The 13,682-nt window shown below is 62.2% G+C and carries 15 protein-coding genes; 8 read left to right on the top strand and 7 right to left on the bottom strand.

Translation table 11 applies throughout. The features are described 5' to 3' along the window. The first annotated feature begins 80 nt into the window (after window positions 1–80). From NE852_RS04805 to NE852_RS04795, 3 genes are all read left to right on the top strand, one after another. Entirely contained in the window at window positions 81–842 is a 762-nt protein-coding gene (locus tag NE852_RS04805) for a hypothetical protein (RefSeq protein ID WP_037172291.1), read from the top strand. A 57-nt stretch (window positions 843–899) separates the two neighbouring features. After that, window positions 900–1,268: a hypothetical protein gene (locus NE852_RS04800; RefSeq protein WP_008529539.1), complete on the top strand. Its 369-nt coding sequence runs from the start codon at window positions 900–902 to the stop codon at window positions 1,266–1,268. Window positions 1,269–1,343: 75 nt separating this feature from the next. After that, window positions 1,344–1,703 carry a DUF305 domain-containing protein gene (locus tag NE852_RS04795; RefSeq protein WP_008529540.1) on the top strand — a complete coding sequence of 120 codons (360 nt, stop codon included), beginning with the start codon at window positions 1,344–1,346 and terminating at the stop codon, window positions 1,701–1,703. 186 nt (window positions 1,704–1,889) lie between these two features. Here the strand turns inward: NE852_RS04795 and NE852_RS04790 are convergent, their stop codons facing one another. Then, a complete protein-coding gene (locus tag NE852_RS04790) occupies window positions 1,890–2,939 on the bottom strand; it encodes an aldo/keto reductase (protein WP_008529541.1) in 1,050 nt (349 codons plus the stop codon). Window positions 2,940–3,177: 238 nt separating this feature from the next. Between NE852_RS04790 and NE852_RS04785 the strand changes: the two genes are divergently transcribed. Further along, window positions 3,178–3,882: an HAD family hydrolase gene (locus tag NE852_RS04785; RefSeq protein ID WP_008529542.1), complete on the top strand. Its 705-nt coding sequence runs from the start codon at window positions 3,178–3,180 to the stop codon at window positions 3,880–3,882. A gap of 15 nt (window positions 3,883–3,897) precedes the next feature. Here NE852_RS04785 and NE852_RS04780 read toward each other — a convergent pair whose 3' ends face one another. Then, window positions 3,898–4,404 (bottom strand): hypothetical protein, encoded by a 507-nt coding sequence (locus NE852_RS04780; RefSeq protein ID WP_008529543.1) that lies wholly within the window; start codon window positions 4,402–4,404, stop codon window positions 3,898–3,900. Further along, on the bottom strand, window positions 4,401–5,030 hold the full coding sequence (locus NE852_RS04775) for a DNA-3-methyladenine glycosylase I (RefSeq protein ID WP_258156239.1): 630 nt from the start codon (window positions 5,028–5,030) through the stop codon (window positions 4,401–4,403). Before NE852_RS04775 ends, NE852_RS04780 begins: the two co-directional genes overlap by 4 nt. 227 nt (window positions 5,031–5,257) lie before the next feature. Between NE852_RS04775 and NE852_RS04770 the strand changes: the two genes are divergently transcribed. The 3 genes from NE852_RS04770 to NE852_RS04760 all read left to right on the top strand — a co-directional run bounded on the left by NE852_RS04770 (window position 5,258) and on the right by NE852_RS04760 (window position 7,630). After that, window positions 5,258–6,007, top strand: a complete 750-nt coding sequence (locus NE852_RS04770) for a L,D-transpeptidase (protein WP_008529550.1) — start codon at window positions 5,258–5,260, stop codon at window positions 6,005–6,007. A gap of 135 nt (window positions 6,008–6,142) precedes the next feature. Continuing rightward, window positions 6,143–6,835: a L,D-transpeptidase gene (locus NE852_RS04765; RefSeq protein ID WP_008529552.1), complete on the top strand. Its 693-nt coding sequence runs from the start codon at window positions 6,143–6,145 to the stop codon at window positions 6,833–6,835. A gap of 120 nt (window positions 6,836–6,955) precedes the next feature. Then, window positions 6,956–7,630 carry an outer membrane protein gene (locus NE852_RS04760; protein ID WP_008529556.1) on the top strand — a complete coding sequence of 225 codons (675 nt, stop codon included), beginning with the start codon at window positions 6,956–6,958 and terminating at the stop codon, window positions 7,628–7,630. Between the two features lie 153 nt (window positions 7,631–7,783). Here the strand turns inward: NE852_RS04760 and NE852_RS04755 are convergent, their stop codons facing one another. The 4 genes from NE852_RS04755 to NE852_RS04740 all read right to left on the bottom strand — a co-directional run bounded on the left by NE852_RS04755 (window position 7,784) and on the right by NE852_RS04740 (window position 12,623). Continuing rightward, window positions 7,784–8,224, bottom strand: coding sequence for a hypothetical protein (locus NE852_RS04755; RefSeq protein ID WP_008529558.1), 441 nt, complete (start codon window positions 8,222–8,224; stop codon window positions 7,784–7,786). 45 nt (window positions 8,225–8,269) lie between these two features. Continuing rightward, complete coding sequence (glcF, locus tag NE852_RS04750) at window positions 8,270–9,580, bottom strand: glycolate oxidase subunit GlcF (RefSeq protein ID WP_008529560.1); 1,311 nt, start codon at window positions 9,578–9,580, stop codon at window positions 8,270–8,272. Window positions 9,581–9,978: 398 nt separating this feature from the next. Beyond that, a complete protein-coding gene (gene glcE, locus NE852_RS04745) occupies window positions 9,979–11,187 on the bottom strand; it encodes a glycolate oxidase subunit GlcE (RefSeq protein WP_037172304.1) in 1,209 nt (402 codons plus the stop codon). Next, window positions 11,184–12,623: an FAD-linked oxidase C-terminal domain-containing protein gene (locus tag NE852_RS04740; RefSeq protein WP_258156238.1), complete on the bottom strand. Its 1,440-nt coding sequence runs from the start codon at window positions 12,621–12,623 to the stop codon at window positions 11,184–11,186. Before NE852_RS04740 ends, glcE begins: the two co-directional genes overlap by 4 nt. 147 nt (window positions 12,624–12,770) lie before the next feature. Between NE852_RS04740 and NE852_RS04735 the strand changes: the two genes are divergently transcribed. After that, window positions 12,771–13,667 carry a LysR family transcriptional regulator gene (locus tag NE852_RS04735; protein ID WP_008529569.1) on the top strand — a complete coding sequence of 299 codons (897 nt, stop codon included), beginning with the start codon at window positions 12,771–12,773 and terminating at the stop codon, window positions 13,665–13,667. The last annotated feature ends 15 nt before the right edge of the window (window positions 13,668–13,682 follow it).

The raw sequence follows: 13,682 nt of genomic DNA, 5'->3' as shown, positions 1-13,682 counted from the left end.
GCGGGGAGCGGCAAGGGCGAAGGGTCTTGATGCGGCTGCGAGAATCGATTGAACGAAGGAGCTCCATCAGAAATGCGGATATGCCCATGATCGCTGAAGCGCTTCTCTATGCCGCAACCTTGCCGTTGACCGGCAAGCCGCATCGAAAGTTCATCCGCTATTCCGTCAATCTCTGGTCGCGGGCCGGGCGTTGCGCGCGCGATTGGGCCGAACATGAGGAGAGGAGCCGGAATGCGATCCGCGCGGCGAGCGCCGATCTCCGCCAGAAGCGGACGGCGGTCGTGCTCGGCTCCGGCCTGTTGCGGGATGTGCCGATCGAGGAACTGGCGAGAGACTTCGACACCGTCGTTCTGGTCGATCTCGTCCACCTCGCCTCGGTGCGCCTGTGGCTTGCCGCCAAGGGCTATCGCAATGTCCGGCTGATCGAGCGCGATCTTTCCGGTTACGACGACCTTGCGGCCGGCGCAGGGCCGGAGCCGCTCGGCTTCCTGCGCAGCGTGCCCTATTTGGACTTCGTGGTTTCGGCCAATCTCCTGTCGCAGATCGGCCGCGGCGTGAAACGGCGTTACGAGGCCGATGCCGGCCGGATGCCGCCGGATACGGTCGAACGACTGATTGCGGCGCATCTGGCGGGGCTTTCCGGGCTTGCCTGTCGCAGCTGCCTGGTGACCGACATCGCCTATGCCGTCATCGACCGCAACGGCAGAACGCATGAGGAGGCCGACCTGCTGCACGGCATTTCACCACCACCGGCAAAAGCGGCGTGGACATGGCCGGTCGCGCCGCTCGGCGAGGAAAGCAAGGAATACCGGATAGAACACAAGGTCGTTGCGGTGTGGTGACCAGGATGTGACCGCCGGTCGGCTTGGCTTGCATCAGGCATTCGCCTATAAGGCGGTATGCGCACGCTCGCCCTCATCACGATGGTTTTCAGCTGGCTGGTCTACAGCGCCATGTCCGCATGGGCTGGCTGTCCGACCTGCGCATCGATGAATGCGCCGGCTGCGCCTATGGCCGGCACCATGCAGCATGCGATGGCAGGCATGGATATGCCCGAGCCGGCGGGCAAGGCCAACCGCTTGAAGGACCCCTGCGCCGCCGGTGGCGCCGCACATATGCCGCTATGCGCAGCCTGTCTGCTGCTGCCGCCAACAGTTTTGGCTACAACAGGTGCAAAGGCTGTTTTCGCCTATCCTGCCCCGGCGCTTGCCCGCGCCCTCGATGACAATAGGCCTGCTCCACAGGCACCCCCTCCCCGACTGGCCTGACACTGCATTCCCTACGCAGAATGGGCGGCTTCGGCTGCCTGGAAACTCTATTGTCAGACAGAGGAAGGAACTCTCATGTCTTTGAAAATCATCGCCCTTACCGCAATGCTTGCCGCTTTTGCCGCCCCCGCTTTTGCCGAAGACAAGCCCATGGATATGAGCAAGCCGATGGGTAACCACGACGCTGCCAGCCAGGCCTTCAGCAAGGCGAACGACAAAATGCACAAGGATATGATGATCGAGTATAGCGGCGATGCCGACGTGGATTTCGTCCGCGGCATGATCCCGCACCATCAGGGCGCGATCGACATGGCCAAGGTCGAGCTTCAATACGGCCAGGATCCCAAAATCCGCAAGCTCGCCGAGGGCGTCATCAAGGCGCAGGAAGCCGAGATCAAGGAGATGAATGCCTGGCTCAAGGCGCACGGCAAGTAGCCGAGCGTTCTTGACTGCCGATAAAGTCGGCCACTCCTCTTTCGTCATGCTCGGCCTTGTCCCGAGCATCTGCATCAGGCGCAGCAGATCCTCGGCACAAGGCCGAGGATGACGCCGAGTAAAGAGTGAGGCTTGCAAAAGGTGAACGCCAGAAATATCCGGCGTTCACCAGATTTCACGTTGATTTCAGCCCTTTGGCTCGAAATCGGCGGGGCGGCGGCCGGCGCCTTGCCGTGACAGCATCCAGCCCGGATATTCCGGCGCAAGCTCGCTCACCTCGTCGAGCCTCTTCATATCGCCCTCATCGAGCTTCAGCTTGACGGCCGCGAGGTTCTGGTCGAGCTGGTCGACGCGCTTGGCGCCGATGATGACCGACGTGACGAAAGGCTTGGCGAGGATATAGGCGAGCGCGACGGTGGCGATGCTGACGCCGTGCTTTTCAGCAATCTCGCGCATGACGGCGACGCAGGCCCAGGCCTTGTCCTTGTCGACCGGCGGAAAGTCGAAGTTGGCGCGGCGACCCTCGCCGTTGCCGGGCGCGCCGGGGCCGTATTTACCCGAGAGCAGACCGCCGGCGAGCGGCGACCAGACCATCAGGCCGAGCTTCTCCTCCTGCATCATCGGCACGATGTCGCGTTCGAGATCGCGGCCGGCGATGGAATAATAGGCCTGCACGCTCTCGAAACGGGCAAAGCCGCGACGTTCGGACAGGCCGAGCGCCTTGGAAATGCGCCACGCCTGCCAGTTGGAGACGCCGATATAGCGCACGAGGCCACGGGAAACGAGATCGTCGAAGGCGCGCAGCGTCTCTTCGATCGGCGTTACCGTATCGGTGGCGTGGATCTGGTAGAGGTCGATATGATCGGTCTGCAGGCGCTTCAGACTCGCCTCGACAGAATCCATGATGTGGCCGCGCGAAGCGCCGCGGTCGTTCGGCTTGTCACCCATGACGCCATAGACCTTGGTGGCAATGACGACGTCCTTGCGCGGCACATCGAGGTTCTTCAGTGCCTGGCCGAGCAGCCTTTCGGATTCGCCGAAGGAGTAGACGTCGGCCGTGTCGATGAAATTGACGCCAGAGCCGAGCGAGCGCTCGACGATCCGGTCGGCGGCATTCTGGTCGACGTCGGCGATGGCGCCCCAGAGGTTGCCTTGCGTGGCTTCGCCGAAAGTCATGGTGCCGAGGCAGATTTCCGAGACGAAAAGTCCCGTATTTCCGAGTTGATTGTAACGCATGATCAAAAATTCCCTTGTGTCTGCCGCAAGAGGGGCTTGCGAACTGCCGAACTTCATTTTTTGATTATTGGCCTGCGCGTGACAGGCACAGCCGTAGCTGGCTGCAGGGTGAGGCAACCTCGATGTAGTGCGGCGGCGGAGCTTTTCAACGCTGCAACTTTGCCGCAGTGTGAGGGAGCGCCCTTGTCTCGACACAGGCGGCCGATAGATTGCCGGCCCTATTTCAAGAGGTGCGCTTATGGCGACGCGTCCACTGACCACGATCGGCTTCGATGCTGACGACACGCTCTGGCAGAACGAACAATATTACCGACTGACGGAAGAGCATTTCACCCGACTGCTTGCCGATTTCGCCGAAGGACCGAAGATTTCAGAGCGGCTGCTGGAGGCCGAGAAACGCAATCTTCGCCATTACGGCTTCGGCATCAAAGGCTTCACGCTGTCCATGGTCGAAACCGCGATCGAAATCACCGAGGGCAAGGTCCCTGCAAGCGTCATTGCGAAGATCCTCGACACCGGCCGCGATCTTCTCAACCATCCGGTCGAGACCATGCCGCATGTGCGCGACACGCTGGAAGCGCTGGCCGGCAAATACCTGCTTGTCATGATCACCAAGGGCGATCTTTTCGATCAGGAGCGCAAGCTCGCCCAATCCGGGCTCGGCGACTTCTTCGATGCCGTCGAGATCGTCTCCGACAAGACGGCGGTCACCTACCGCCGCATCTTCGCCAAGGTCGGCGACGGACCGGAGCGGGCGATGATGGTCGGCAATTCGCTGAAATCGGACATCGTGCCGGCAATCGCCGCCGGCAGCTACGGCGTCTTCGTGCCGCACGAACTGACCTGGGTGCTGGAACATGTCGACGAGCCGAGAGAAGCGCCTCGTTTCCGCAAGATCGAACATCTTGGTGAATTGCGCGGCCTGATCGACCAGCTCGCCTAGGCGAGCTGCCCCGCTTCATTGCGGCTTTGCAGGCGCCTTCGGAAAGAGCGACGGGCGTTCCGCCTCGGCCGGCTTTTGCGGCTGCTGTTGGGCGGCCGCCAAGGGCTCGATCAGGATGCTGAAGGGAGCGCCGAGGCCACGGCGCGGCGAGACCTTGGAATAATAGGGACGCAGCAGCCAGGTCGTATTTTCCTTGACCGTCGTCTCGAAGCTCATGCCATCCTCGTCGGTGCCGAAGAAGGCCTCGTCATCCGGTTTCGAAAGGTCGAAGATCGCCAGGAAGGCGAATTTGCTCTTGGTGGCAAAGCTGATCTTCAGGTGCTGTCCGGCGCGCACCGGCAGCGTATAGACGTGGCTGTTACCGAATTTCGTCCAGCCCTTGAGCTGCATGGTGACAGCGGGGAACTGCAGTTTCTCCAGCTTCTCGCCGGGATCGAGCTGTGGCGCCTGCGCCATGGCGGATGCCGTCAGGAGGAGCAGCGCGGCGGCTGTGATCAACGTTCTCACGGTCATATCTTTCATGGGCGAACCAAGGCGGCGCGCATCGCCTCGACCTCGGGCCGGCAGTAGCAGCCCTCGATGTGGTCGTTGACGAGGCCCATCGCCTGCATGAAGGCATAAACTGTAGTCGGGCCGACAAAGGTCCAGCCGCGTTTCTTCAGATCCTTGGAAATGACCACAGACGTCGGCGTCGTCGGATTGGCGACGATATGATCGCGGTCGACCACAGCAGGCCGTTCGTTGTGGCCGGGTTCGTGGCGCCAGAAATAACGGGCGAGCGAGCCGAATTCGTCACGGAGTTCGATCGCGCGCCTGCCATTGTTGATCGTGGAGACGATCTTGCCGCGATGGCGGATAATGCCGGCATCGGCAAGGCAGCGGGCGATATCCTCTTCACCGAAGAGAGCGACCTTTTCGAAGTCGAAGCCTGAGAAGGCGGCGCGGAAGTTCTCCCGCTTGCGCAGGATGGTCAGCCAGGAAAGGCCCGACTGGAAGCCCTCGAGGCAGATCTTCTCGAAAAGGCGGATATCGTCCGTGACGGGGCGGCCCCATTCCTCGTCGTGATATCTCATATAATCGGGCAGATTGGCGTGCCAGTGGCAGCGGCTCCTGCCGTCCTCGCCGATGATGATGCCTGTCGCGCTCATGTCCGTTTCATTCTCCGGGTTCCGTTTCCTCTCCGGTCACGATTTCCGGCTTTACCATTTGCAAACCGTCTTTCCAAACCGAACGGTAACCCTGACGAAGAGTTTATCCGGTCGGTCGGCTTTTCATGATTCGATCTTTACCATTCGCTGGCGGAAAGGGTGGCAGCGTCTTTGCGGGCGGAGATGTTCCGCCAGCCATTTTCGGTCATTTGTAGAGAGTTCGTCCGATGATGAAACAGCTTGTCCTTGCCGCAGCCCTCGTCGGCATCTTCTCCACGACGGCCATTGCGGACGACCGCTACGCCACCCGTCCGCCTGTCGTGCTCAGCCCCGATCTGACCGCGCCATGGATCAACCAGCTCGGCGGCGGCGCGATTCGTCCCGTCGTCTACCAGCGTCCGGTCGTCCAGCCGCAGCAGCGCGGCCTCTTCCAGCGCCGCATCATCCGCCAGGCGCCGCAGGTTTCACCGCAGACCGTTTCGGCGATCAATCCCGGCATACCGGCGATCCGCCATCCGATCGAGCCGCAATTCCTGCCGCAGATGGTCGATTACGACACCCAGGAAAAGCCGGGCACGATCGTCATCGATACCAATAACCGCTTTCTCTATCTGGTGATGGAAGGCGGCAAGGCGCGGCGCTACGGCGTCGGCGTCGGCAAGCCCGGCTTCGAATGGGCAGGCGTCCACAAGATCACCCGCAAGACGGAATGGCCGGACTGGACGCCGCCTTCCGAGATGATCAGCCGCGAAGCCGCCAAGGGCCATTATCTGCCAGCCCGCATGGACGGCGGCATGGAAAACCCGCTCGGCGCGCGGGCCATGTATCTCGGCTCGACGCTCTATCGCATCCACGGCACCAATGCGCCCTGGTCGATCGGCAGCGCCGTTTCCTCCGGCTGCATCCGCCTGCGCAACGAAGACGTCGTCGACCTCTATGATCGCGTCAGCGTCGGGACCCGCGTCATCGTCATGTAACGACGGCGCTGTATTTCGGGAGCCGCAAGAACAGGCGGCTCCTTTCCCCAAAAAAGCTGTATCCGTTAGCACCGATCTTGAATCAGGCAGAAGTTCATGTAGCTTCGAGCGGATTTTGCTTGAGGGGAATCGACCATGATCAAATTGATGCCAGGTCTGGCTGCGGCCGGACTTGTCCTGTCCCTGATGTCTGCGTCCGCCTTTGCCGCACCCGCCGGCTCCACTCCTGACAACGCCCAGCGCCCGGCGCAGATTGTGCGTGTGGCGCAGATGCCGAAATATGTGAAGCCGGAGTTCAAGCGCAAGAAAGTGCGCCTGGTAACGACGGAAGTAGCCGGCACCGTCATCATCGATACCAACAACAAGTATCTCTACCTCGTCGAAGGCAACAACCGGGCCACTCGCTACGGCATCGGCGTCGGCCGCGACGGCTTTGGCTGGTCGGGTGTCGTCAAGATCGGCCGGAAGGCCGAATGGCCGGACTGGACGCCGCCGTCCGAGATGCGCCGCCGCGAAGCCGCCAAGGGGCACATCATCCCCGCTTTCCAGGAGGGCGGCGAGGACAATCCGCTCGGCGCGCGCGCCATGTATCTCTACCAGGGCGGCCGCGACACCATCTTCCGCATCCACGGCACCAACCAGCCCTGGACGATCGGCCTCAACATGTCCTCCGGCTGCATCCGGATGATGAATGAGGACGTGACGCATCTTTACGATCGCGCGCCCGTTGGCACCAAGGTGATCGTTATCGGCCCTGGCAACAAGCAGGGCAAAGTTGCCTTCGAGGACAAAGGCATCGACGTGCTGCGCACGCTATTTGGCGGCTGAGCAACACCCGAGAAAAAATTGAAGGCACGTTTTGTCGTGCCTTTTATTTGCCTTAGACATTACGGCCGAAAGCTGGCACACCTGCCTCAGAGTCGACATATTTGAAATACGGGGTATTCAATGGTCCATGCGCTTCGCTCTTCCGCTTCCCTGCTTGCGGGCATCGCGTTTTTCACGATCTGTTCAGCGGCTTCCGCATCGGCGGAAGATCTGCAGTTCTCCATTTACGGCGGCTACCAGACCGCGCCGCATAGCGGCGTCGATCTTTCCGACGGCACGCATTTCACCGCCGGCTGGGAAGGCAAGTCCTTCGGAAGCCCGCCTTATTATGGCGGCCGCGTGACCTGGTGGCTGGAGAACTTCAATAAACCGAACTGGGGTATCTCGCTCGACTACACCCATGACAAGGTCTATGCCGACGACGATACGCTCGAAAAGACCGGCTGGTCGCATTTCGAATTCACCGATGGCCTGAACCTGCTCACCGTGAACGGTCTCTATCGTTTCCAGGATCCGACCCGCCGCTGGACGCCCTATCTCGGCGCCGGTATCGGCGTGAACATTCCGCACGTCGAAGTGATTCGCCCCGAGGGCAAGACCTGGGCTTATGAATTCGGCGGCGTGACGCTGCAGGCCCAGGCCGGCGTCGACTTCAAGGTGACCGACCGCTGGTCGACCTTCGTCGAATACAAGGGCACCTATTCGCGCGTCGACGTTCCGATCGACAGCGGCGTGGACCTGAAGACCAACATCTTCACGAATGCCGTCAACGTCGGCGTATCGTTCCACTGGTAATAGAATGATAGACATAAAGCGCCGCGCATCCGATGGGACGCGCGGCGCTTTATTATTTTTGAATTCCGATCTCGGGATGGCCCGCCGCAGCGCCGTACGCCCTCTTGGAGCATGTCGCGCAAAGGACGCCGTCGCAGTTGAACCGCTGTGGCGTTATTTCGTACCGCAGCTGACCTTGCCCTTGGCGGCGTAAGGTTGGCTGCCGCCTTCGATCGTCAGGGAATAGGTACCGCTGAAATTTGCCGTGGCCTTGCCGCGCTCGCCGGCGACCACCACCAGATCCAGCGTTACGCCATTGGTATCGTCGCCACCGGGATCGAAGACCTCCAGGAGCAGCTCGCCGTCGCGTGACCAGTGGTTGGTCAGATGCCGCGATTCGAAAACACGTTTTCCGAATATCGCCGACTGGCTCTCATCCTTGACGGCCAAGGCGCCGCGGAAATGGTTGAGCCGATGGCCGCCATTGCCTTCGAAACCGCTTTCGAGGGTGAAGCGTGTTTCCTTGTCATCGGCGGAACAGAATAAATGACTATCCGCATGGGCAGTGCCCGCCGCGCCGAGCAGTCCCGCAAGCACAATCATTCCGCGCCACATCGCCCAAATCTCCCGAGAGCGGCCCCGACGGGGGCCTCACAGGCTTCAGACTAACGGCAAACCTGTTAATTTTTCCGGCACAGCGCCGCCGTAAGCCCAGTCGAGAAGCTCGACCGTATGCAGGATCGGAATGCCGGTGCCGGTGGCGATCTGGGTGATGCAGCCGATATTGCCGGTAGCGATGATATCGGCCTTGGTGGCCTCGATGTTCTTCACCTTGCGCGCCTTCAGCGCGGCCGAGATCTCCGGCTGCATGATGTTGTAGGTGCCGGCGGAGCCGCAGCAGAGGTGGCCCTCGGCAGGATCGCGCACCGTAAAGCCCGCCGCCTTCAGCAATTGCTTCGGCGCCAGCGTGATCCGCTGTCCGTGCTGCATGGAACAGGCGGAATGATAGGCGACGGTGATGCCCTTCGGCATATGCGAGGGCAGGTCGAGCGTCGCGAGATATTCGGTGATGTCCCTGGCAAGCGCCGAGACCCTGGCCGCTTTGGCGGCATAGGCAGGATCGAGGCGCAGCATGTGGCCGTAATCCTTTATCGTCGTGCCGCAACCCGAGGCGGTGATGATGATCGCGTCGAGGCCGTTACCCTCGATCTCGCGCGTCCAGATATCGACATTGGTGCGCGCGCTGGCGAGCGCCTGTTCGGCGCGGCCCATGTGATGGACGAGCGATCCGCAGCAAACCTCGCCTTCGGGAACCACGACCTCGACGCCGAGCCGGGTCAGCAGCCGGATCGCCGCCGTGTTGATGGCGGGATCGAGCACCGGCTGGGCGCAGCCGGTGAGGATCGCCACGCGGCCGCGCCGTTCGGCCTCAGGCGGGTGCGTGCCGGGTTTTGCGAAATCCGGGGCGGCAGGCACGCGGCGCGGCGCGAGCGTCAGCATGGCGGCGAAGGGTTTCAGCGCACCGCCGCGCATCAGGCCGGCGAAGGGCCGGCCGAGACGGGCGAGCTTGAGCGCCAGGCGGAAACGGCCAGGATAGGGAAGCACGGCGGCAAGGACGGCGCGCGTGAGCCGGTTCATGAACGGGCGCTTGTAGGTGTTTTCGATATGGGCGCGAGCGTGATCGACCAGATGCATGTAGTCGACGCCCGAGGGACAGGTGGTGACGCAGGCGAGGCAGGAGAGGCACCGGTCGATGTGTGTGACGACCTCGGCATCGGCGGCACGACCGTTTTCCAGCATGTCCTTGATCAGGTAGATGCGGCCGCGCGGGCTGTCGAGTTCATTGCCGAGCGTCACATAGGTGGGACAGGTGGCTGTGCAGAAACCACAGTGAACGCATTTGCGCAGGATCTGCTCGGATTCGGCGACATGGGGGTCGAGAAGCTGGGTCGGGGTGAAGTTGGTTTGCACGCTTGATGCTCCGAGTAGCTATCGAACACTCCGAGTGTGTGTCGCGAGAATGATATAGTGTTTGTCCTGGTAACTCGGAATGGCGTCGCTAAGCGCTTCAATGCCCACTTGAGTGACTTTCACTTGATTTCTGCACGCTTGGCATCTTGCCAAAGAGAGCTGCTTTTTCGCCAACAAAACCCGCATATCCGGAGTTAGCGGAGGCCAGCCCTTCATGCCGATCATCATTCCGTCGGTGAAAAATCTGGCTATATACCAGAGCAACGCCATTTGCCGACGTTTGGCGGGCGGATGCACTATGGGAAGCGGTATCCAGCTATTGAGACGCTCTTTTTCCCGTCTGCGCTGACTAACCTGACTCTTCCACGGATCTCTAACAGGCCCAGCAATTCTGCCCATCAGCGGTGCTCCAGCATCTTCCCCGGATTGAATATGCCGGCCGGATCGAACTTCTCCTTCACCCGCCGCGACAACATCGCCACCGCCTCGGGCTCCGGATGGAAGGCTGCCGTGACCGCCCTCGCCTGCTGTGAAGCGCGGATCAGCGTCGCATGGCCGCCACCGAGCGCCTTGATGAAGCGGCGGACAAGCTCGGCTTCGGGGCCTGCCTCCATGCGCATCCAGACAAGGCCGCCCTGCCAATCATAGAAGGCGTCCACGCCAGCTTCCAGACGCAGGGCCGCGACCAGCTGATGGCCGGTGCCGGGGGCGACCGAGACGCGCCAGACCGGCCGAAGAGTGCCGTCGGCGTAAGGCAGCACGTCCCGGATTTCCTGCCAGAGCCTGTGGCTTTCAAGCTCCTCCAACCGCGTCACCGTAGCGAAGGAGGACATCGCCGCCGCAAGCTTTTCAATGCGCACGTCGACCGAGCCCGGAAGACCCTCGATACGCAAGACTGTCGCCTCGCCTTCCGGCAGCTTGCCGCCAAGAAATTTCCACGTCACCGTCAGCGGCAGATGGGCGGCCCCCGAGACCTCGACCGGCAGCGCCATCGCCGCCGCCATGGCGCCTGCCGCTTCGGCATCGTTGAGGCTGGAGAGAACCACCGTCTGCTCCGTCTTCGGCCTCGGCGGCACGCGGAAAGTCACCTCGGTGAGGAAACCCAGCGTGCCATGCGAGCCGGCGATCAGCTTGACGAGATCGAGGCCAGTCACATTCTTCATCACCCGGCCGCCGGCCTTGATGACCTCCCCCCTGCCGTTGACGAAGCGCACGCCAAGCAGGCTGTCACGAGCAGCGCCCGCGACGAGGCGGCGCGGGCCGGAAACATTGGCAGCAAAGACGCCGCCGATGGTCGGCTCGCCCGACCTGCCCATGACTGGGCGATGATCCATCGGCTCGAAGGCGAGCATCTGACCGTTCTCCTGAAGTGCCGCCTCGACCTCGGCAAGCGGCGTACCCGATCGAACGGTCATCACCATCTCGCCGGGATTATAGGCGACGATGCCGGAAAGCCTGGTCGATCGCAGCCGGTCTTCCGATGCAACCGCATTGCCGAAACCGGAACGGGTATCTCCGCCGCAGATCGCGAGCGGCCGTCCAGTCTCCGCATGGGCGCGGACGATCGCCGCCGCCTGTTCCTCGCTGGTCGGCATCAGATCGATCATGCGGCCGGTCGCCCTTCGAGCGGGAAGACCTTCGACGGGTTGAGGATCCAGCCGGGATCGAAGGCGGCGCGCGCTGCCATCTGTTGGGCGAGATCGGCTTCGGAATATTGGTGCCGCATTAGGTCGCGCTTTTCGATGCCAACGCCATGTTCGCCGGTCAGGCAGCCGCCGGCATCGACGCAGAGCTTCAGGATTTCGTTGCCGGCGGCTTCCGCGCGGGCGGCATCTTCGGGATCATTGGCGTTGAAGAGGATCAGCGGATGCATGTTGCCGTCGCCGGCGTGGAAAACGTTGGCGACACGCAGTCCGTAGTGATCGACGATCTCGGCGGTTCTCTTCAGTACGTGGGACAGTTGGCTGAGCGGCACGGTGCCGTCCATGCAGATATAGTCGGCGATGCGGCCGGTGGCGCCGAAGGCGGATTTGCGGCCCTTCCAGATCAGCGCCGCCTCCGTCGCCGACTGGCATTCACGCACGGTTTTCACCCCGCGCCGCCGGGCGATCTCGACGATGTCCTTCAGCGTGGCGTCCATCTCGGCTTCCGAACCTTCGACCTCGACGATCAGCACCGCCCCGACATCGAGGGGATAACCGGCATGGGCGAAGGCCTCGCAGATCTCGATTGCCGGCTTGTCCATGAATTCGATCGCAACGGGAATGATGCCGGCGGCAATGACATCGGCAACGCAGGCGCCGGCCTCTTCCGACGTTTCGAAACCGAAGAGCACAGGGCGCGCGCCTTCCGGCTTGGCGATCAGCCGCACCGTTGCCTCGGTGACGATGCCGAGCTGGCCTTCGTGGCCGCAGACAAGACCGAGCAGGTCGTAACCCGCCGCATCCAGCGCCTTGCCGCCGAGCTCGATCACCGAGCCGTCGACCAGCACCATTCTGACGCCGAGCAGATTGTTGGTCGTCACGCCATATTTCAGACAGTGGGCGCCGCCGGAATTCATGCCGACATTGCCGCCGATGGTGCAGGCGAGCTGTGAACTCGGGTCAGGCGCATAGAAAAAACCGTCCGCGGAAACGGACTCGGAAATATTGAGATTGGTGACGCCGGCTTGAACAACGGCGACGCGGTTTGGCAGGTCGATTTCGAGGATGCTGTTCATCTTCGACAGGCCGAGCACGACGGCATCCTCCTGCGGAATGGCGCCGCCGGAAAGCGAGGTGCCGGCGCCACGCGGCACGACGGGAATGCCATAGCGATGGCAATAACGCATGATCGCCGAGACCTCGGCCGTCGTGCGCGGAAGAGCGACGGCGAGCGGGAGGCGGCGGTAGGAGACGAAGGCATCGGTCTCGAACGGCACCAGTTCGCGCGCCTCGTGGACCAGGCATTCCGGCGGCAGGAGGTCGGTCAGATCGGCAACAATCTGAGCGCGGCGCGCCAGGACATCGGCGCGGGGCTCAAGAAACGGAATGGCGTCGGACATAGCGTTCTCCCTGGCCCTGATGACGGAAAATAATAGCAGGAAGAGGCCTGCAAACCTCCCTGCCGCCGATAATCGGCTTAGCACTTTCCCGATAGCGGCGCAAATGCTAAGCACTTATGCCTAAAGGGGAAAAAGTCGCGGAACCGCATGACCAATCTGGGTGATCTCGAAATCTTCGCCAAGGTCGTCTCGACGGGAAGCATGTCGCTCGCCGGGCGTGCACTGGGCTTTTCCCCCGCCGTCATCTCCAAAAGGATCAAGCGGCTGGAGGACCGGCTCGGCACGCGGCTTCTGCAGCGCACGACACGGCAGATCTCGCTGACGGAGGCGGGGCAAGGCTTTTACGACCGCGTTCTCGGCATTCTCGCCGGCTTGGAAGAGGCGGAATTCTATATTTCCGGCCGCTCGGCGCAGATGCACGGCACGCTGAAGATTTCGGCGCCGACCTCCTTCGGACGCATGCATATCGCGCCGCATCTGAAAGCGTTCATGGCGGCGCATCCGGCGCTTGCCATCAACCTGGTGCTGACCGACGAATTCTCCGATATCGTCGGCGGTGGCTTCGATCTGGCCATCCGCATCGCGGAGCTAACCGATTCAAGCCTCGTCGCCCGCCGACTGGCGCCGGTGCGCCGGCTGCTCTGCGCTTCGCCGGATTATCTTGCCGCGCACGGCGAGCCCAGTGATATCGACGATCTGAAACACCACCGCTGCCTTCCCGCGCACAACAACGATACCTGGCGCCTCAACGGACCGGACGGCGCGCGCAGCCTCAGGCCGGAGGGCATGCTGATTACCAATTCGAGCGAGGTGATCCGCGAGGCGGTGATCGCCGGCCTCGGCATCGCACTGCGTTCCACCTGGGATATCGGCGAAGAGCTCAAGGCCGGCCGGCTGGTGCAGGTGCTGCCGGCCTACGAGGGCTCGCACAATGTCGCGCTGTCGGCGGTCTATCCCAGCCGGCAGTTCCTGCCGGCGAAAGTGCGGCTGTTCATCGACTATCTGGCAGAGCTTTACGGTCCGATCCCCTATTGGGAGCGGTAGGGGCAGACGTCGACC

Origin of the sequence: Rhizobium sp. Pop5 (genome assembly GCF_024721175.1) — a bacterium.
In the GTDB taxonomy this organism is placed as follows: domain Bacteria; phylum Pseudomonadota; class Alphaproteobacteria; order Rhizobiales; family Rhizobiaceae; genus Rhizobium.
Note: the sequence above shows the minus strand (reverse complement) of the source record. Positions and strands in the feature narration are given on the sequence as shown.

Coding starts and splice junctions, on each gene's coding strand:
- NE852_RS04805 (WP_037172291.1), top strand. CDS start 81: ATGCCCATGATCGCTGAAGCGCTTCTCTATGCCGCAACCTTGCCGTTG.
- NE852_RS04800 (WP_008529539.1), top strand. CDS start 900: ATGCGCACGCTCGCCCTCATCACGATGGTTTTCAGCTGGCTGGTCTAC.
- NE852_RS04795 (WP_008529540.1), top strand. CDS start 1,344: ATGTCTTTGAAAATCATCGCCCTTACCGCAATGCTTGCCGCTTTTGCC.
- NE852_RS04790 (WP_008529541.1), bottom strand. CDS start 2,939: ATGCGTTACAATCAACTCGGAAATACGGGACTTTTCGTCTCGGAAATC.
- NE852_RS04785 (WP_008529542.1), top strand. CDS start 3,178: ATGGCGACGCGTCCACTGACCACGATCGGCTTCGATGCTGACGACACG.
- NE852_RS04780 (WP_008529543.1), bottom strand. CDS start 4,404: ATGAAAGATATGACCGTGAGAACGTTGATCACAGCCGCCGCGCTGCTC.
- NE852_RS04775 (WP_258156239.1), bottom strand. CDS start 5,030: ATGAGCGCGACAGGCATCATCATCGGCGAGGACGGCAGGAGCCGCTGC.
- NE852_RS04770 (WP_008529550.1), top strand. CDS start 5,258: ATGATGAAACAGCTTGTCCTTGCCGCAGCCCTCGTCGGCATCTTCTCC.
- NE852_RS04765 (WP_008529552.1), top strand. CDS start 6,143: ATGATCAAATTGATGCCAGGTCTGGCTGCGGCCGGACTTGTCCTGTCC.
- NE852_RS04760 (WP_008529556.1), top strand. CDS start 6,956: ATGGTCCATGCGCTTCGCTCTTCCGCTTCCCTGCTTGCGGGCATCGCG.
- NE852_RS04755 (WP_008529558.1), bottom strand. CDS start 8,224: ATGTGGCGCGGAATGATTGTGCTTGCGGGACTGCTCGGCGCGGCGGGC.
- glcE (WP_037172304.1), bottom strand. CDS start 11,187: ATGATCGATCTGATGCCGACCAGCGAGGAACAGGCGGCGGCGATCGTC.
- NE852_RS04740 (WP_258156238.1), bottom strand. CDS start 12,623: ATGTCCGACGCCATTCCGTTTCTTGAGCCCCGCGCCGATGTCCTGGCG.
- NE852_RS04735 (WP_008529569.1), top strand. CDS start 12,771: ATGACCAATCTGGGTGATCTCGAAATCTTCGCCAAGGTCGTCTCGACG.